General features: G+C 71.4%; 15 protein-coding genes and 1 tRNA gene. 9 read left to right on the forward strand and 7 right to left on the reverse strand.

Annotated features, from left to right (window positions below; all coding sequences use genetic code 11):
- Positions 1-3: 3 nt before the first annotated feature.
- On the reverse strand, positions 4-1,305 hold the full coding sequence (locus tag ACSNN8_RS14900; protein WP_436649777.1) for a D-arabinono-1,4-lactone oxidase: 1,302 nt from the start codon (positions 1,303-1,305) through the stop codon (positions 4-6).
- Positions 1,306-1,420: 115 nt separating this feature from the next.
- Between ACSNN8_RS14900 and ACSNN8_RS14905 the strand changes: the two genes are divergently transcribed.
- The gene (locus ACSNN8_RS14905; RefSeq protein ID WP_436649778.1) at positions 1,421-2,050 is read left to right on the forward strand and encodes a TetR family transcriptional regulator; all 630 of its coding nucleotides are present in this window, start codon (positions 1,421-1,423) and stop codon (positions 2,048-2,050) included.
- A 4-nt stretch (positions 2,051-2,054) separates the two neighbouring features.
- Here ACSNN8_RS14905 and ACSNN8_RS14910 read toward each other — a convergent pair whose 3' ends face one another.
- Positions 2,055-3,260: an amino acid deaminase/aldolase gene (locus ACSNN8_RS14910; RefSeq protein WP_436649779.1), complete on the reverse strand. Its 1,206-nt coding sequence runs from the start codon at positions 3,258-3,260 to the stop codon at positions 2,055-2,057.
- A 228-nt stretch (positions 3,261-3,488) separates the two neighbouring features.
- Here ACSNN8_RS14910 and tmk point away from each other — a divergent pair, with 228 nt between their 5' ends.
- Positions 3,489-6,359 carry a dTMP kinase gene (gene tmk, locus ACSNN8_RS14915; protein ID WP_436650725.1) on the forward strand — a complete coding sequence of 957 codons (2,871 nt, stop codon included), beginning with the start codon at positions 3,489-3,491 and terminating at the stop codon, positions 6,357-6,359.
- Positions 6,360-6,378: 19 nt separating this feature from the next.
- Here tmk and ACSNN8_RS14920 read toward each other — a convergent pair whose 3' ends face one another.
- Positions 6,379-7,572 (reverse strand): DNA polymerase III subunit delta', encoded by a 1,194-nt coding sequence (locus ACSNN8_RS14920; protein WP_436649780.1) that lies wholly within the window; start codon positions 7,570-7,572, stop codon positions 6,379-6,381.
- 163 nt (positions 7,573-7,735) lie between these two features.
- Here ACSNN8_RS14920 and ACSNN8_RS14925 point away from each other — a divergent pair, with 163 nt between their 5' ends.
- Genes ACSNN8_RS14925 through ACSNN8_RS14935 form a run of 3 tightly spaced genes read left to right on the forward strand, consistent with a single transcriptional unit; the run spans position 7,736 to position 9,001 of the window.
- The gene (locus tag ACSNN8_RS14925; RefSeq protein WP_436649781.1) at positions 7,736-8,062 is read left to right on the forward strand and encodes a YbaB/EbfC family nucleoid-associated protein; all 327 of its coding nucleotides are present in this window, start codon (positions 7,736-7,738) and stop codon (positions 8,060-8,062) included.
- A 1-nt stretch (position 8,063) separates the two neighbouring features.
- The gene (locus tag ACSNN8_RS14930; protein ID WP_436649782.1) at positions 8,064-8,390 is read left to right on the forward strand and encodes a hypothetical protein; all 327 of its coding nucleotides are present in this window, start codon (positions 8,064-8,066) and stop codon (positions 8,388-8,390) included.
- Positions 8,390-9,001, forward strand: a complete 612-nt coding sequence (locus ACSNN8_RS14935; protein WP_436649783.1) for a hypothetical protein — start codon at positions 8,390-8,392, stop codon at positions 8,999-9,001. Before ACSNN8_RS14930 ends, ACSNN8_RS14935 begins: the two co-directional genes overlap by 1 nt.
- A 413-nt stretch (positions 9,002-9,414) precedes the next feature.
- Here the strand turns inward: ACSNN8_RS14935 and ACSNN8_RS14940 are convergent, their stop codons facing one another.
- On the reverse strand, positions 9,415-10,878 hold the full coding sequence (locus tag ACSNN8_RS14940; protein ID WP_436649784.1) for a hypothetical protein: 1,464 nt from the start codon (positions 10,876-10,878) through the stop codon (positions 9,415-9,417).
- Positions 10,879-11,034: 156 nt separating this feature from the next.
- On the opposite strand from ACSNN8_RS14940, the gene ACSNN8_RS14945 reads away from it, so the two are divergent.
- Entirely contained in the window at positions 11,035-11,871 is an 837-nt protein-coding gene (locus tag ACSNN8_RS14945) for a PSP1 domain-containing protein (RefSeq protein ID WP_436649785.1), read from the forward strand.
- A gap of 13 nt (positions 11,872-11,884) precedes the next feature.
- Here ACSNN8_RS14945 and ACSNN8_RS14950 read toward each other — a convergent pair whose 3' ends face one another.
- The gene (locus ACSNN8_RS14950; protein ID WP_436650726.1) at positions 11,885-13,546 is read right to left on the reverse strand and encodes a metallophosphoesterase; all 1,662 of its coding nucleotides are present in this window, start codon (positions 13,544-13,546) and stop codon (positions 11,885-11,887) included.
- A 158-nt stretch (positions 13,547-13,704) separates the two neighbouring features.
- On the opposite strand from ACSNN8_RS14950, the gene ACSNN8_RS14955 reads away from it, so the two are divergent.
- Positions 13,705-13,781: transfer RNA gene (locus ACSNN8_RS14955), tRNA-Thr, on the forward strand.
- Positions 13,782-13,833: 52 nt separating this feature from the next.
- On the opposite strand, the gene ACSNN8_RS14960 is transcribed toward ACSNN8_RS14955, so the two are convergent.
- Together ACSNN8_RS14960 and ACSNN8_RS14965 are read right to left on the reverse strand one after the other, a co-directional pair.
- The gene (locus ACSNN8_RS14960; RefSeq protein ID WP_436649786.1) at positions 13,834-14,376 is read right to left on the reverse strand and encodes a type 1 glutamine amidotransferase domain-containing protein; all 543 of its coding nucleotides are present in this window, start codon (positions 14,374-14,376) and stop codon (positions 13,834-13,836) included.
- Between the two features lie 26 nt (positions 14,377-14,402).
- Entirely contained in the window at positions 14,403-14,861 is a 459-nt protein-coding gene (locus ACSNN8_RS14965) for a DUF2231 domain-containing protein (protein ID WP_436649787.1), read from the reverse strand.
- A 388-nt stretch (positions 14,862-15,249) separates the two neighbouring features.
- Here ACSNN8_RS14965 and ACSNN8_RS14970 point away from each other — a divergent pair, with 388 nt between their 5' ends.
- Together ACSNN8_RS14970 and ACSNN8_RS14975 are read left to right on the forward strand one after the other, a co-directional pair.
- Positions 15,250-15,699 (forward strand): DUF6232 family protein, encoded by a 450-nt coding sequence (locus ACSNN8_RS14970; protein ID WP_436649788.1) that lies wholly within the window; start codon positions 15,250-15,252, stop codon positions 15,697-15,699.
- A gap of 151 nt (positions 15,700-15,850) precedes the next feature.
- The gene (locus tag ACSNN8_RS14975; protein ID WP_436649789.1) at positions 15,851-16,768 is read left to right on the forward strand and encodes a helix-turn-helix domain-containing protein; all 918 of its coding nucleotides are present in this window, start codon (positions 15,851-15,853) and stop codon (positions 16,766-16,768) included.
- Positions 16,769-16,788 lie beyond the last annotated feature (20 nt).

Here is a 16,788-nt window from a genome sequence, read left to right on the forward strand (position 1 = left end):
GGCTCAGACGCCGAGCACCCGGTCCAGGTATTCGTTGGTGAAGACCCGGGCCGGGTCGAGGCGGTCGCGCACGGCCACGAAGTCGTCGAACCTCGGATAGACCGGGCGCAGGTCCTCGGCCGTACGGTAGTGCAGTTTGCCCCAGTGCGGCCGGCCGCCGAGCGGCCGGCAGACCGCCTCGAACGCCCGGAAGTACGGCTCGTAGGGCGCCCCGCTGAACTGGTGCACCGCCACGTACGCCGACTCGCGCCCGTACCCGTGCGACAGCCACACGTCGTCGGGCCCGGTGAACCGCACCTCGACCGGGAACTGGACCTTGAACGGCAGGCCGTCGATGATCCGCGGCAGCGCGTCGAGCACCTCGGGCAGCGCCGCGCGCGGGATCTCGTACTCCATCTCGGTGAAGTGCACGCGCCGCGGCGTACAGAAGACCCGGTCCGAGCGCTCGGTGTAGGTGCGGGCCGTGAGCGCTCGCGCGGCGATCGACTGCACGGCCGGGACGACGGCCGGAACCCGGCGGCCGAGCCGGCAGACCCCCTGCCACAGCGTGTTGGCCAGGAACTCGTCGTCGAGCCAGCCGCGGAAGGCGGTCAGCGGCCGGTCGTTGGCGGGCACCTTGTTGTTGCGCTTGAGCTGCGCTCGGTCGGTGTAGGGGTACCAGTAGAACTCGACGTGGTCGTTCGCCGGGATCCATTCGTCGAGCCCGGCCAGCACGTCCGCGAGCGCCATCGGCCGCTCGTCGGCGAGCAGCGTGAACGCCGGCACGCAGCGCAGCGTCACCTCGACGAGGACGCCGAGCGCGCCGATCCCGAGCCGCGCCGCCGGGAGGAGCTCGTCGTCGCGGCCGACCGTGAGCACCTCGCCGTTGCCGGTCACGAGCGTGACCGCCTCGACGCAGGAGGCCAGCGTCGTGTGGGTCGCGCCGGTGCCGTGCGTGCCCGTGGAGATCGCCCCGGCGACGGTCTGCGCGTCGATGTCGCCCAGGTTGGGCATGGCCAGCCCGTTACGGGCGAGCGCCTCGTTGAGCTTCCACAGCGGCATTCCCGCCTGCACGGTGACCAGCGGGCCGTCCACCGAGATCAGGTCGGTCATGCGGTCGAGCAGCATCCGCCGGTCGTCGGCGACGGCGATCGCGGTGAACGAGTGACCGCTGCCCACCACCTTGACCCGGCGTCCGGTTCCCGACGCTTCCTTGACCTGAGCAGCCACCTCGTCGACAGTGCCGGGGGTGAGAACGTCGGTCGCGAACGACTGCTGGTTGCCGCCCCAGTTGATCCAGCGGCGGGCGTTCCGGGGGGTCGCCATTTAAGTTCTTGTCCTCCGTACGAGCGGACAGCCGCACCGCGCGTCCCGTCGATGCCTCTCGCTCGTTGATCCGAGTAACGTTCCGATTATCACTGCTGAGAGGGAGTGGCGACGCGTGTCGACACCAACCGTCACCACCGGGCCGCTGCGGCGCGTACCGGTGCAGGGCAGAAGCGTTGCCAGGGTCCAGCGCATGCTCGACGCCTGCGCCGAGCTTGTCGACGAGGTCGGCTATGAGGGCCTGACCACGACGCTTCTCGCCGAGCGGGCCGAGGTCGCCATCGGCTCGGTCTACCAGTTCTTCCCCGACAAGCGGGCGATCGTCCAGGCGCTGGCCATGCGCAACATGGACGCGTACCTGCAGGGGTTGTCCGATCGCTTCGCCAACGAGACGTTCGCCCACTGGTGGGACGGCGTCGACGCGGCGATCGACATCTTCATCCAGATGCACCGTACGGTGGCCGGCTTCCGCACGCTGCACTTCGGCGACGTGGTCGACGTGCACCTGCTCGACGTCGAGCGCGACAACAACGCGGTCATCGCCGAGCGCCTCGCCGAGCTGCTGGTCGACCAGTTCCAGCTGATCGACCGCGACCGGCTGCGGTTCTCGCTGGAGATCTCGGTGGAGGCGGCGGACGCGCTGATCAAGCTGGCGTTCCGGCGCGACCCGCACGGCGACGAGGCGGTGCTCACCGAGGCCAAGGCGCTGATCAGGGAGTACCTGCACCGGCACGTGACCGCCTGAGCGGTCACCCCAGGAAGGCATGACCCTCCCCCCGGTACGTCGGGGCCGGCGTCGCTGACCCGCCGTCGACCAGCTGCAACTCGTTGACGTGCTCGCACAGCTCGCCGGCCTTGGCGTGACGGAACCAGACCCGGTCGCCCGGACGAAGGGCGGCCGCCGCCGCGCCGAGCAGCGGCGTCTGCACCTCGCCGGCGCCCTCGTCCGGCTTGAACGCCAGGCCCTCGGGCAGGTACGGGGTCGGCAGCCGCGAGGCTTCGGCCGGCCCGGAGGCGATCCAGCCCCCGCCGAGCACGGTGGCGATCCGCGGCGCCGGGCGGCGCACGACGCTGAGCGCGAAGAACGCGGACGGGGTCGGGCGCCACGCGGAGTAGGCGTCGAACAGCGTCGGCCCGTACAGGCCCGATCCGGCGGTGACCTCGGTGACGGCCGGGTCGGCTCCGGTCGCCGCCACGCTGCCGGTCCCGCCGCCGTTGACGAACTCCAGGTCGGCGTGTTGCCGCACGGCCGCGACCGCCTCGGCACGCCGCCGGACGAGCTCGGGGAACGAGCGCGACTGCATCAGGCGGATCGCCCGTCCGCGCAGCGCCTGACCGGGTGGCAGGTCACCCAGCCCGGCGATCTGGGCCTCGTACGACATCATGCCGACCAACCGGAAGCCGGGGCGCGCGGTGATGCGGCGCGCGAGGGCCGAGGCCTGGCCGGCCGAGTGCACGGGGGACCGGCGCACGCCCATGTGCAGCCCGCCGGCCGGGCGCCACGAGGAGTCGAGATCCAGACAGAGGCGTACGGCGGGCCGGTCGCCCGGCGGGGTGACCTGATCGACCAGATCGAGGTGCGACGGGTGGTCCACCATGAGCGTGATGGCGTCGGCCAGTTTCGCCTCGGCGGTGAGCTCGCGCATCGCGGTGCGGTCGACCGAGGGGTACGCGATCAGCACGTCGGCGGTCACGCCCGAGCGCACCAGCCAGATCGCCTCGGGCAGCGTGTACGCCATGACACCGCGCCAGCCGGGGCGGGCCAGCACGCGTTCCAGCAGCGTGCGGCAGCGCACCGACTTGCTCGCCACGCGCAGCGGCTTGCCCTGGGCCCGCGCCACCAGCTGGTCGGCGTTGTCGTCGAACGCCGCCAGGTCGACGGCCGCCACGGGCGTCTCCAGATGGGCGGTGGCTCGGTCGAGCCGCTCCTTCAGGGCGATGCGGTCGGCGCTCACGCCAGCACCGTATCGCCGTCACCAGCAATACGAAACCTCTTCACTTATTCGATACCCGAACGTGGGTGACCGGACGGCTTCGCGCCGCCCGATAGAGTGCACCCTGCGGGGATCACGGGAGGTACGGCCATCGACACCGAAACGCGGGACACCGGCCCGGTCGACCTGTCGGGCGCGGCAGCGCTGCGCTCGGTGCTGCGCATCCGGCCCTTCCGCCGCCTCTGGCTCGTGCTCGGCCTCGCCTCGTTCGGCGACTGGATCGGCCTGCTCGCCACCGGCATCTTCGCCGCGGCGCAGTTCGAGAGCAGCGCCGGTCAGGGCGCGGCGTTCGGCGGCACGATCGCCGTACGGCTGCTGCCCGCGCTGCTGCTCGGCCCGATCGCCGGCGTGTTCGCCGACCGGTTCGACCGGCGCTACACCATGGTCATCACCGACCTGATCAGGTTCGTCTTCTACGGCTCGATCCCGCTCGTGCCGCTGTTCGGCGGGTCGCCCGGTGTCACCGTGGCCTGGGCGACGATCGCGACGTTCATCGGCGAGACGATCACGCTGATCTGGATCCCGGCCAAGGAAGCCGCGGTGCCCAACCTCATCCCGAAGTCGCGGATCGAGGTCTCCAACCAGCTGACGCTCGTCACCACGTACGGCATCACGCCGATCCTCGCTGCGCTAGCGCTCTCCGCCCTCACCGCCGGCATCCAGCAGTCCGGCGCGACCCTGCCCGACTGGGCCCAGCCGGTGCAGATCGCGCTCTACCTCAACGCGATCTCCCGGCTCGTCACCGCGATCACCGTCTTCTTCGGCATCAAGGAGATCGGCGGCAAGAGCGCGGCGCGCGAGCAGGAAGCCCAGCAGAGCATGACCCGTCAGTTCCTGGACGGCTGGAAGTACATCGGCACCACCCCGCTCGTGCGCGGCCTGGTGCTCGGCATCTTCGGCGCGTTCGCCGCCGGCGGCGTGGTGATCGGCGCCGCCAAGACGTTCGCCACCTCGCTGGGCGCCGGCGAGGCCGCGTTCTACCTGCTGTTCGGCACGATCTTCATGGGCCTCGCGGTCGGCATCGGCCTCGGCCCGATGATCATCCGGGAGCTGTCCCGGCGGCGCTGGTTCGGCATGAGCATCGTGCTGGCCAGCGGCTCGGTGATGTTCCTGGGCGTCGCGTTCCACCTGTCGATGGCGCTGGTCGGCGCGCTGCTGGTGGGCGCGGGCGCGGGCATGGCGTTCCTGGCCGGCACCACGCTGCTCTACGGCGAGGTCGACGACGCCGTACGCGGCCGGGTGTTCGCCGTCGTGCAGATCGGCGTGCGGATGGTGCTGCTGCTCGCCATCACGCTCTCCGGCTTCCTCGTCGGCCTGGGCAGCTCGCGCCGCATCGACCTGGGCGCGTTCAGCTTCGACCTGTCCTTCACCCGCGTGCTGCTGCTGGTCGCGGGCGCCGTCGGCGTGTTCGTCGGCATCGGCTCGTTCCGCCAGATGGACGACAAGCGCGGCGTACCCGTGCTGGCCGACCTGTGGGGCTCGATGCGCGGGCGTCCGCTGTCGCCGCACGAGGAGTTCGTGCGCAGCGGCGTCTTCGTCGTCTTCGAGGGCGGCGAGGGCGCCGGCAAGTCGACCCAGGTCACCCGGCTCGCCTCGTTCCTGCAGGCCGAGGGTCGCGACGTGGTGGTCACCCGCGAGCCCGGCGCCACCGACGTCGGCTCGCGCATCCGCCGGCTGGTGCTCGACAAGACCGAGACTCCCTCCGCCCGCGCCGAAGCTCTGCTGTACGCCGCCGACCGCGCCCACCACGTCGCAACGGTCGTCCGCCCGGCCCTGGCCCGCGGCGCCGTCGTCATCAGCGACCGGTACGTCGACTCGTCGCTGGCCTACCAGGGCGCCGGCCGCACCCTGCCGGTGGCCGAGATCTCGTGGCTGTCGTCGTGGGCCACCGGCGGCCTCAAGCCCGACCTCGTCGTGCTGCTCGACGTCGACCCCGGCGTAGGCCTGGGCCGCGTCGACTCCCGCGGCGAGGGCGCCGACCGCCTCGAGAGCGAGTCCCGGTCGTTCCACGAACGGGTCCGCTACGCCTTCCTCGACCTGGCCGCCGCCGACCCGAAGCGCTACCTGGTCCTCGATGCGGCCCGCCCCGTCGAGGAGATCGCCGAGGTGGTCCGCACCCGCCTCGCCGCCCTCCTCGGCCCCGGCGAGCCCCAGCATCCCGCCCCCGCCTCCACGGCGGTGCCGCCGGGCCCCGACCTCGGCGCTCCCGACCTGACCGCCGAGCCCACCCAGCCCCTCACCACCCCCGCCGCCTCCACCGCGTCCGTTGCTCCCACCGCGCCCGCTGCCTCCGCCGAGCCCGCGGCCTCCACGGCGTCCGCTACCTCCGCCGCGCCCGCCGCCTCCACCGCCGACGTTGACGCCACGCAACCCGTCGCCGCTCGTCCTTCCGCTTCCGCGTACGCCCCCGCTGACGCGGAAGCCACGCAGCCCGTCGTCACCCCTCCCTCCGCGCCCGTCACCGCTTCTGCTGACGCGGACGCCACGCAGCGGGTCGTCGCTTCCACCGACGCGGAAAGCACGCAGCGAGTCGCCCCTCTTACCCGCGCAGACAGCACACAGCCTGTCGCCTTTCCCGTTAACGCCGACGGCGCGCAACCTGCCGCCGCTTCCACGGACGCGGACACCTCACAGCGCGCTTCGCGCGCTGCTGGCGCGGTGCAGTCGGCCGCCACTCCCACCGGCGCGGATGCCACGCAGCCCGTTGCCGCCCCGGCCGCCGATCAGCCCGTCGCCACTCCCGGCGCCGCGGACGGCATGCAGCGAGTCGCCAGCCCCGCCGCCGCGGACGGCACGCAGCGAGTCGACGCGGACGGCACGCAGCGAGGCGACGCGGACGGCACGGAGCCTGTCGCCTACCCTGCCGGCGGCGGCGAGATCACCCAGCCTGTCGCCGCCCGGGTCGAGCCCGACAGCCGCGACGGCGAGCGCCGGCCGGCCACCGCCCCGGACAAGCGCGCGAGCCGCGACGACGAGCCGCCGCTCGAAGAGATGGCCGAGCTGATCGGCATCAACGACGACGACACCCCCGACGGGCCTGGCCGCTACAGCCGTCGCTGAGCGAACGTCCCGCCGGCGGTCAGCCGCGCCACAGGTTCAGCATCATGGCCTCCACGGCGATCTCGGGTTTGACGTTCTCATCGATCGCCTGGCGGCACGCCAGCACCGCCTCCAGGCGGCGCAGCGCGCTCTCGGGCGACCACTTGCCCGCCGCGGCCTCCGACTGGGCGGCCACGTCGGTGTGCACGACGCCGACCGGCGCGCGCAGGTTGGTGATGAGCACGTCGCGGTAGAAGCCCGCCAGGTCGACCAGCGCCCGGTCGAGCGCGTCGCGTTTCGAGCGGGTGGCCCGCGACTTCTGCCGGCGTTCCAGATCTTTCAGCTGGCCGGCCGCGCCGCGCATCGCCCCCGCCGCGCCCCGGCCCGTGCCGCCGGCGCCCAGGGCCTGCTCGAGGGCCGACCGCTCGGCCGCGTCGGTCTCGACCAGCTGCTCCGCTGCCTCGGCCTCGGCCGCCTTGATCAGCGCGCTGGCCGCCTCGAAGCAGGCCCCTACCCCGGTCAGCCGCCGAGGCACCGACAACACCGCCTCGCGCCGCCCCCGCGCGTCGGCATCCCTGGCCAGCCGCTTGGCCCGCCCGACATGCCCCTGCGCCGCGGCCGCCGCCCAGGCAGCCACGTCAGGCGCGACGCCGTCACGGCGCGCCAGCACCTCGGCCACCGCGTCGGCCGGCGGCTGCCGCAGCGTGACCACCCGGCAGCGGGACCGGATCGTCACGGAGATGTCGTCGGGGTGGGTCGACGGCGTGCACAGCAGGAAGACCGTGCGTGGTGGCGGCTCCTCGATGGCCTTGAGCAGCGCGTTGCCCGCCTGCTCGGTGAGCCGGTCGGCATCCTCGATCACGACGACCTGCCACCGGCCCCCCGAGGGCGCGCTCGCCGCCCGCAGCACCAGCGCGCGCATCTCGTTGACGCCGATCGACAAACCCTCGGGCACCACGAACCGTACGTCCGCATGGGTCCTGCCGATCGTCGTGTGGCACCCGTGGCACTCACCGCAGCCCACGCCGTCGCGCTCGCACTCGAGCGCCGCCGCGAACGCCCGCGCGGCCACCGAGCGTCCGCTGCCCGGCGGGCCCGTGAAGATCCAGGCATGCGTCATGGCGCCGGCGGCCACCTGCTCGCCAGCCACCACCCGGGCCGCAGCCGCCGCGGCCTGCCGCAGCGTGGCAACCGGCTCGTCCTGACCCACCAGATCGGCGAAGACGTCACTCACGGCACCGATGGTATTGCGCGGCACCGACAGAAACGGTGGCGCTGTCCAGAGGCCCCAAGTTATCCACAGTGGAAAACGAGCCGTAGCGAAGGCGTCACTCTTCCGGGTACGGTCTGAGCCCGGTACGCGACGGCGCGCTGACACACGGTGAGGAGCCTCCGGCATGGCACGCGAGATCGACGAGGCCTGGATCAGTGAGGCGATCGAGAGGCATCGACGTGTCGAGCAGCTGCGCGGCGACTACGACCGGGCGGTCGAGGCGCACCGGGTCTCCGTTCATTCCCCCGACGACTCGATCGAGGTGACCGTGACGGCTTCCGGCGAGATCGCCGACATCCGCATCCACGGCGAGCTGCGGCATCGCCAGCCGGCCGAGTTCGCCCGCGAGCTGCAGGCGACCGTCGCCAGCGCCGCCGAGGCCGCCCGCTGGGCACGCGAGAAGCTGCGCGACGAAATCTTCGGCAAGCTCCGCTCACTGGGGGAGGCCTGACATGGACCGCCTTGCCGACCGTCTCGACCAGTCCGCCGACGCGGTGACCGCGCTGTCCCGCCAGGCGCCCGCTCTGCTCGTCGCGTTCGCCGTCCCGGCCACGCTCGCCGCCTCCGGAGCGCCCCGAGACGCCGGCGCTCCGGGCCTGCCCGGTCGGGTCGGTCGTGCCCTGCACGATCACTGGGCCGCCGTGGTCGAGGCGCGCGCCCACGAGGCGTCCGCGGCGGCCGCGCACCTGGCCCGGATGGCCGATTCGGTGCGCACGACCCGCCGCCACTACGCCGAAACCGACGAGGCGGTCGAGCGCCGCTTCCACCAGGAGTTGTGATGGATCGGCTCGACGAGCTGCTCGACGCCGCCGCCCCGCTGCTGCGCCGGGCCGAGGACGTTCTCGACAGCGCCGGGGCGCCGCCGGGTCACCCGCTGTGGGACGACCTTCGACGCGTACGGCTCATGCCCGCCGACGCGGCTCGCGCCGTGGCCGAGCTGCGCCCGTCCGCGCTGGCCGGGGCCGCCCCCGAGCTGCGCGCCGGCGCGCGGGTCTGCGCCGAGGTCGCCGGCTCGCTGCCGCCGCCAGACGACTGGGAGGGCGAGGCCGCCGACGCATACGAGGACCTGCGCCGCCGGACGATCAGGCAGCTGTCCGGCGACCACGACAGCCTCGAGGAGCGCTTCGAGGCCACCGCCGACCTGGCCGCCGCGCTGCACGAGTGGATGACCCGTACGAGAGAAGGTCTGGCCTCGGTCCTCGCCGACGTGCTCACCTCGGCGGAGGCCGTGACGCTGACCGCGCCGGCCGCGTTTCCGCCGACCGCCGACGAGGTCCAGGCCGCCGCGGACCTGGCGGTGTACGTCCTGCACGCGATCGCCGTCGACTATGCCGAGGCCGAGGATCTGCTGCTCGGGTCGCAACGCTTGGCCACGCCCCTGCCGCTCTGACCGTCGCGGGATGCCGGCGGGCGGGTCTGCCGTGTCGCATGGGCGCGGCGCCACATTCGGACAACCGGAAACTCCGAATGCGACGCCGCGTCCTCCTGCACCCCCCGCAGGTGTAATGCTCACTCAACGCTACGAATCGATCGTTGTCTCGGTCCGGGACGGCCTTCGGGCCGCTCGGCGGAGCAGAAGGGTCCGTCCGTTCCGGTCGGCCTCATCCATCAGGAGATCGACATCTCTCCATCCGGACGACGCCGCTCCCGGAGGCGAGCCGGCACCGAGGGACGAGGCCGGTTCGGGCGGTGAAGCCACATCCGGGAGCGACGCCGGATCCGGAGGTGGAGTCCCACCCGCAAGCGGCGCCGGTCTCGGAGGTGGAGTCCCACCCGCGAGCGGCGCCGGTCTCGGAGGCGGGGTCAGACCCGGGAGCGACGCCGGCGCAGACCGGCCAGCACGGCCGCGATCCCGACCAGAATGAGGCCGCCGCCGATCCAGGCCAGCCGGTTCAGGCGCGCGCCGGTGACGGGCAGGCCGCCGCCCGAGCCCGCGGTCGCGGGGGAGGCCCGCTGCTTGGGACCGAGGGAGACCGCGGCCGCCTCGAGTACCCCCAGCGACATGGTCAGCGAGACGGCCGACGTGCCGCCGTAGCTGTTGCCCGAGGCGGTGGCCTGGCTCAGCGACACCTTGACGGCCGTGGCGCGTGCGGCGATCGCCTGACCCCGGACGGCGTGGCGCACGTCGCCCAGCGCGAGGCGCAGCCGGATGCCGCCGCCGGTGGTGGGCGCCGACTCCGGCTCGGGGTCGGTCACCGAGGGCAGGCCCGGGACCGCCGGAACGCCCAGCGGCTTCGCCTTGCGCAGCCCGCCCACATCGACCGGTTCGGTCAGCGGGGCCGACTCGGTGGCGTGCGCGTCGGGCGTCAGCGCCACGTCGACGTGCTCGCCTGCCGCGTCCAGGCGCTGGGTGGCGATGCCCTCGCCGGAGACCTCGACGATCGCGGGCCGGTAGTCGACCTTGCCGCCGGCCGCGGCCGACATGGCGGCCTCGAGGGTGGGCGCCTGCAGCACCCGCAGCCGGATCCGGCCGCCGGCCAGGTCGATGCGCTCGGCGGCGAAGGTGGACCGGGCGACCGTACGGGTCTCGCCCGCCCGATGCTCCAGCGCGGTCGTTCCCCGGCTCGTCAGGCCGCCGGGAACGCTGACGACCGACTTGAGCAGGCCCACGCTGCCCAGCTCGGCCTCGGCCCGTCCCGTCTCGCCCACGACCTGCCCGCACGCCATGCCGGCATCCCACCGCGCGTGCGTGTCGAGCCGCCCGCGTCCCAGCCGCAGCGGACCGGGACGGCCGGCGGGCGTGGTGCGCCGCGCGCCCTCAGCGTTGGTCGGAGGCGCCTTCTGCAGCAGCGGCTTGACCAGCGAGGCGTACGTGCCCGAGGCCTTGTCGCCCGGGTAACCGTCCAGCATCCGGGCGTAGGCAGCCGACGCGATCCGCGCAGATCCGATCATCGCCGTGCGCGCCTCGCCCACCCGTACGTCCTGCACGACGCTCGTCCGCGGCCCGCGCTCGTCGTCATCCTCCGAGCCTTCGTCCACCGGCTCCCCACCGCCGGCGCCCGACGTGTCGGTGTGCTCGCCTTGCGCCGCGCGGTCCGCCGTGTCGTCCTCGCCGTCCTCGCCCGGCACGCCTTCCCGGTCCGACCTCCTCGGAGCGGTCGTGCGCACCTCGAGCCTGTTGATCCGCAGCAGCTCCGCGCCGGACTGCGCCGCGAACCCCGGCTGGTCGCACGGCCCCGGCGCCGCCAGCGCGGGCTGCGGTGCGGTGAGGGCGCTCGCGAATCCGAGCGCGACGACACTGGCGGCCAGCGACCTGGCGGGCGTCATGGAGTTCCTCCCGAGTTCGGCCGCGGTGGGCGGCGTCTACGGGTCTGCCCAACGAAGGCCGATTCGGGCGGTTGCGATACATCTATGGGACAACCCCGACGGGTACCTCAAAACAGGCATTTGGTACGTGCTGTCGGGCGTCGTAGGGTGGAGAGCATGGGCATGCTGTGCGCGGTCAGCTTCAACCGGTACGGCCGTCTCTACTACCTCGATCCGGGCGAGCTCTCGCCCCAGGTCGGCGACCGTGTGCTCGTGCCCACGGACGACGGCCCCGAGGTGGCGGAGTGCGTCTGGGCGGCGCAGTGGGTGAGCGAGGACACGTCCGGCTTCCCCAAGGTCGCCGGTCTCGCCGATGACAACGATCTGCGGCGCGATGAGCTGCTGCGCAAGCGCAAGGCGGAGGCCAAGGTCGCCGCCAAGAAGCTGATCAAGGCGCACGAGCTGCCCATGAAGGTCGTCGCCGTCGACCACGTGCTCGACCAGACCGGCACGGGCAGCGCCCGCACTACCATCTATTTCACCGCACCGCACCGGGTCGACTTCCGATCCCTCGTACGGGACCTCGGCGCCACCCTGCACTGCCGGGTCGAGCTGCGGCAGCTCTCGGCGCGCGACTCCGCCCGCGTCCAGGGCGGCATCGGCTCCTGCGGCCGCGACCTGTGCTGCGCCACGTTCCTGACCGACTTCGAGCCGGTCACGATCCGCATGGCCAAGGACCAGGACCTGCCCCTCAACCCGCTGCGCATCTCCGGCGCGTGCGGCCGGCTCATGTGCTGCCTCAAATACGAGCACCCGCTGTACCAGAAGTTCCAGGCCTCGGCCCCGGCCGTGGGCAGCCGCGTGACCACCCCCGAGGGCGACGGCCGCGTCGTCGCCCACAGCGTGCCCAAGGACGCCGTGGTCGTCCGCATGGACGCCGACGGTTCCCGCTGCTCCTGCAGCCGCGCCTCGGTGTGCGGGCCGCGCCAGGCCCACGACGAGCACTACAACTGACCCGCCCGGGCCGTCAGCGCACCTCGATCGGGGCCTCGATCCGGTGCGGGGTCAGGGGCTCGCGCGGGCGTAGCCACGGGCTGTCGGGCGCGCCGTCCGGGTCGGCCGTCCAGTCGCGGCAGATCCGGTCGATGCCGATGGGGTGGATCGTCAGGGTGCCGTCGGCGGCGATGTGCATGCGCAGAAAGCTCTTGCTGTCCTCGATGCCCTGGCCCGCGTAGAGCTCGTTGAGGTTCACGTCGGCGCTGGCGGCGATCAGCAGGTAGAGCGCCGTCAGCTGGGTGGCGAGGAAACCGCTCACCGGCCCGTACGCGATGACCGCCACGATCAACGGCCCAGGCCACTCCCAGTTGTGGAACGGCAGCTCGAGCCACACCCACGTGCCGCCCGCCGCGAGTCCGATGTGGGCGAAGCCGTGCAGCAGCCCGGCTATCCAGTGGCGCGCATGCTTGGGCCGGTCGGCCTTGGGCGGCTGGGCGAACGCCACGGCGCCCGCCAGGATGAGCACGAGCATGAGCGTCAACGGGATGCTGAACAGCCGCTGGAGGACACCGCCGCCGACGGCCGCCGCGCCCGCCATGGCCAGCATGGTCAGCGTGTGGACGATGCCCAGCATGGTGACGAAGCCGGGGTTGCGGGTCGGCACGCGCCGGAACACGCTCCACCCCAGACGCTTGGAGGTCGCGGCGTCCGGATAGGACGAGCGGAACGCGTACGACCGGCTGACGCTGCGGTTGCGGGTGAGCGTGTCGGGCTGAGGGACGACCAGCTCGTCCGGCAGGTTCTGCGTGCCGAGCAGGTAGGCGCCGCCGCCACCGCACGTGATCAGCTCCCGTTGCGGGTCGCTGTAGCGCGCGTAGTGGTGCAGGTCGCCGGAGACGAGCACGCGGGTCGTCGCGCCGGTCGGGTCGAGGATCGTACGGATGAAGTAGTCGATCGCGTCGTACTCCTCCGGATCGTCCACGGACTTGACCCACTTCGGCGACGGGGTCATGACGATGACGCGGTCCTGCGGGCCGACGTGCCGGGCGGCCGCCTCGAAGTAGACGAGCTGAGGATCGTCGATGTACGCCCCGAACTGCTCGTCGATGGAGAAAAGCCACCAGTTGGCGGGCAATTTCACCGCGAAGTACGAGCGGCGCTGCTCGGTGCGCCAGCCGCCGATGTGCCCGTCCTTGCGGCGCGCGAACAGCCTGAGGAACGCGGTGAGGCCGTCGTACCAGTCGTGGTTGCCCGGCAGCGCGAACAGCGTTGGCTGCGGCGACGCGACCGGCGGCTCGGGCAGCGCGGCGCGGTAGGGCCCCTTCATCCGGCTCTCGTAGCCGTCGCCGCTGGCCAGCGGATAGACCTGGTCACCGCCCATCAGCAGCAGCCGGCCGCGCGGCAGCGAGGCGTCGCCGAGGTCGAGGCGGGACTGTGCCAGCAGGTACGCCACCGAGTAGGTCGCGTGGAAGCCGTCGCCCAGGTCGGCCACGTAGTCGAGCCAGAGCTCGCCGTCCTCGGTCTGCGAGTGGTCGAACCAGTCGTCGTCGAGCGCGTTCTGCAGCTCACGCTTGTCGAGGTAGGCCCCGAACAGGACGGCCAGCAGCGTACGCAGCCCCGTGTTGAGCAGCAGGAGCGGCGCCAGCCAGCCCACCGGCCGCTGCGGCGTGAACCCGAGCTGCTGCGGATCCATGCTGGTGGGCCGGCGGGGAACGACCTGACCGGTGCGCGGGGGAGGGGGATGATCGGTCACGCCTGGCACCCTAGTCCCGCCCTGCGACAGAAACGCCCGCCGAATGGGGTGGGTCAGCTGAGACGCCCGAGGCGCGTACCGTACACTTGGTTCTCGTTGCCGCCTTAGCTCAGTCGGCTAGAGCGACGCACTCGTAATGCGTAGGTCGACGGTTCGATTCCGTCAGGCGGCTCCAAGGCGAAAGCCCAGGTCATAGACCTGGGCTTTCGTTGTTTCCGCAGGAGTTGTCAGGCCTTCGAGAGCGTGACCAGCAGCTGGTCGTTGAAGGCGGGGATGTCGTCGGGCTTGCGGCTGGTGATCAAGTTGTCGTCGACGAAGACCTCCTCGTCGACCCAGGTGGCGCCGGCGTTGGCGAGGTCGGTGCGCAGGCTGGGCCAGCTCGTGAGCGTGCGGCCCTCGACCACGCCGGCCTCGATCAGGGTCCAGGGGCCGTGGCAGATGGCCGCCACGGGCTTGCCCGCGGTGAAGAAGTCCCGGACGAAGCTGACGGCCTCGGGGTTCGTACGGAGGAAGTCGGGGTTGGCGACGCCGCCGGGCAGGACCAGCGCGTCGTAGTCCTCGGCTCGGGCCTGGCCGATCGGCTTGTCGACCTGGTGCTTGCCGGCCGGGTCCATGTGGTTGACGGCCTGGATCTCGTCGTCCTTGATCGACACGAGCTCGGCCGTGCCGCCGGCGGACTCGACCGCCTTGCGCGGCTCGGTGTATTCGACCTCTTCGACGCCGTCGGTGGCCAGGAACGCTACGCGCTTGCCCTGAATGGACGCTGTCATGATGGCGCTCCCTTCTCGCGGTTACATCAATATCCGCGGTTCCCCACGGCCGCCCGGGCAAACGCGGGCGTACGGCCGTTGGCGAGCGCGCTGCTGAACCAGGCGCCGAAGCCGGCGATGGACAGGGCGAGCACCTCCAGCAGGAACAGGCCGACGCCCGCCTCGCGGTCCGGGTCGCCGACGCGCACCATGAGGATCACGGCGAACAGGAACAGCACGCCCATGTTGAGCAGCACCCGCAGCACGCCCATGCGCTTGGCCTCGGGGCGGTGGACGAACGCGAGGTCGACCGCGCCCGCGAGCGTGGCGGCGATGCCGGCCACCAGTCCGGCGACGATGTTCCAGTAGGCCAGCGACCCGACGATGGCGGGTGCGCCGAGCAGGTTGGCAACGTCGAAGATCACGGCCATCACGAACAGGCCCAGCGGGAACATCACCAGGATGGGCTGTACCGCCTGTCCAGCGATCTTGAGTCGGCTCTCCATGCGGGTTATCGCCCTTCTACCTGCGTGATCACAGGTCCGAGGTTGGCATCCGAACGAGGCCTACCCGGCCGGTTCGTCAATGAAACGCCACAAGACGGTCAGGGTGACGCTCCTCATCGCTTCGCTTCGCTTGTACGCAATCTGCAACATGGCAGATTGATGCGTGGCGGACAGCTTGGTGGCGTGGTCTACTGAGAGGGAGCAAAAGGGCGGAGTCGAGGTCGAGGGGGCGATCGAAACAAACGGCACCCGGCGGCAACCGGGTGCCGTTGTCGCCTCTGCGGACGTCCTCTGTTGTCTTGAACTCGCGAGGCGGGGCACTTCTCTCCAGCGCCATCGTGGATGTCGTTCCCCTTTCCTCGCAAGGAACAGGGGAAAGGAGTGCGCCATGAGCAAACGCACCTACTACCGCGGCCCGGACGCACTGATCACCGACGACCTGTTCGTCTGGCGCGGGACGCCCGCCAAGATCTTCGCCGTACGCGATCTGCGCCGCGTCGTCGTGGTCCGAGCTCATGCGACGCCCGCCTCGCCCGCCGCCGTCCTGGCCGCTGCGGCCGGCGCCGTCACGGTGGTGGGAGTGGGCTGGACTTTGCTGGAGCCGCCGACCGCCTATGCGACCGGGCTGCTCGCCGTGCTGGTCCCCTTCGCGTTCACCGTGCCCTCGATGGCGCGTCGCCCGCGCGGGTGGGAGTTGCGCGCGGTCTACCGCAAGGCCGATGTGGTGCTCTACGCCTGCGACGACGAGCAGCGGTTCAACCAGGTCAAGCGTGCCCTGCAACGGGCCATCGAGGACGCCCGCCCACCCGAGCGCGGCCGGGACCTCGCCGCCGCCTGAACTCGTGAGAGTGACGGCCGCATTAGCCAGTTTGGTCTGATTTTCAGAACGCCGCCGTTAACGTATAGCATGCACCTCGCTGACTGCCAGATGGCAGACGGCGAGGTGGCATCGCCGTCTCCGCCGCACCGACTTCAACGATGAAGGACACATGGCCGAAGGCGTCTCGCCTACGATCGCGCGCCGACGCGTACGCATCGCCGTACGGGAGGCCCGTGAGGCGGCCGCATTGACTCAGGCCCAGGTGGCCGAGGAAATGGAGTGGTCCCTCAGCAAGGTGATCCGCATCGAGAACGGCGACGTGTCGATTTCCATCGCCGATCTGCGCGGATTGCTGAGCCTGCTCAACGTGCGTGACAAGGATCGGATCAGTGCGCTGCTGGCCGATGCGCGTATTGCGCGCGCCAGGACGTCGGCCAAGCAGATGTGGTGGCGCGAGCCGCGTTTCCGCGAATATCTCACGGACGATCTGCGTCGCTACATCGAGTACGAGGTGGAAGCCACCGAGATTCGTTACTACTCCATCATCTACTTCCCCGGGCCGTTGCAGACGCGCGAGTACGGCGCCGCGCTGACCGGCATGTTCCTGGAAGAGGGAGAGATGAGCCAGGAACAGATCGACGTCCTGGTGGATGCGCGTCAGAACCGGCTCGAGGCACTGCTCCGGAGGGTCGACTCGGTGCACATCTACTGCCTCCTCGACGAGTCGGTCTTCTGGCGCAGGCCCGGCGGTCCGGCCGTTCTCGCGGCGCAGTTGCGCCAGATCCTCGACCTGGCGGGTCAGGGGCTGGTCTCCGTGCGCATGCTCCCGTACGACCTCAGTGTCCCCATTGCGAACAATGCAAGCTTCGATCTCATGCGAGTCGGATCCGACCGCGCGGACAGCGAATTGCTGTATCGCGAGAACGGCATGAAGGACGAGATGGTGGACATTCGTTCGGAGACGGTCAGGCACCGCCAGCGTTTCGACCAACTATGGCTGCGTGCCAACGATGAGAGCGACACGATCAGCTTCATCGAGGCGCGCGTCGCGGAGCTCGCGGAAAAACCGTCGAGTCGCCGTTTGTGAGAACCGAATTTATCCGTAGT

Source organism: Actinoplanes sp. URMC 104, from assembly GCF_051386375.1.
In the GTDB taxonomy this organism is placed as follows: Bacteria; Actinomycetota; Actinomycetes; order Mycobacteriales; family Micromonosporaceae; genus Actinoplanes.

Coding starts and splice junctions, on each gene's coding strand:
- ACSNN8_RS14970 (WP_436649788.1), top strand. CDS start 15,250: ATGAGCAAACGCACCTACTACCGCGGCCCGGACGCACTGATCACCGAC.
- ACSNN8_RS14965 (WP_436649787.1), bottom strand. CDS start 14,861: ATGGAGAGCCGACTCAAGATCGCTGGACAGGCGGTACAGCCCATCCTG.
- ACSNN8_RS14960 (WP_436649786.1), bottom strand. CDS start 14,376: ATGACAGCGTCCATTCAGGGCAAGCGCGTAGCGTTCCTGGCCACCGAC.
- ACSNN8_RS14935 (WP_436649783.1), top strand. CDS start 8,390: ATGGATCGGCTCGACGAGCTGCTCGACGCCGCCGCCCCGCTGCTGCGC.
- ACSNN8_RS14945 (WP_436649785.1), top strand. CDS start 11,035: ATGGGCATGCTGTGCGCGGTCAGCTTCAACCGGTACGGCCGTCTCTAC.
- ACSNN8_RS14900 (WP_436649777.1), bottom strand. CDS start 1,305: ATGGCGACCCCCCGGAACGCCCGCCGCTGGATCAACTGGGGCGGCAAC.
- ACSNN8_RS14940 (WP_436649784.1), bottom strand. CDS start 10,878: ATGACGCCCGCCAGGTCGCTGGCCGCCAGTGTCGTCGCGCTCGGATTC.
- ACSNN8_RS14930 (WP_436649782.1), top strand. CDS start 8,064: ATGGACCGCCTTGCCGACCGTCTCGACCAGTCCGCCGACGCGGTGACC.
- ACSNN8_RS14975 (WP_436649789.1), top strand. CDS start 15,851: ATGGCCGAAGGCGTCTCGCCTACGATCGCGCGCCGACGCGTACGCATC.
- ACSNN8_RS14925 (WP_436649781.1), top strand. CDS start 7,736: ATGGCACGCGAGATCGACGAGGCCTGGATCAGTGAGGCGATCGAGAGG.
- ACSNN8_RS14950 (WP_436650726.1), bottom strand. CDS start 13,546: ATGGATCCGCAGCAGCTCGGGTTCACGCCGCAGCGGCCGGTGGGCTGG.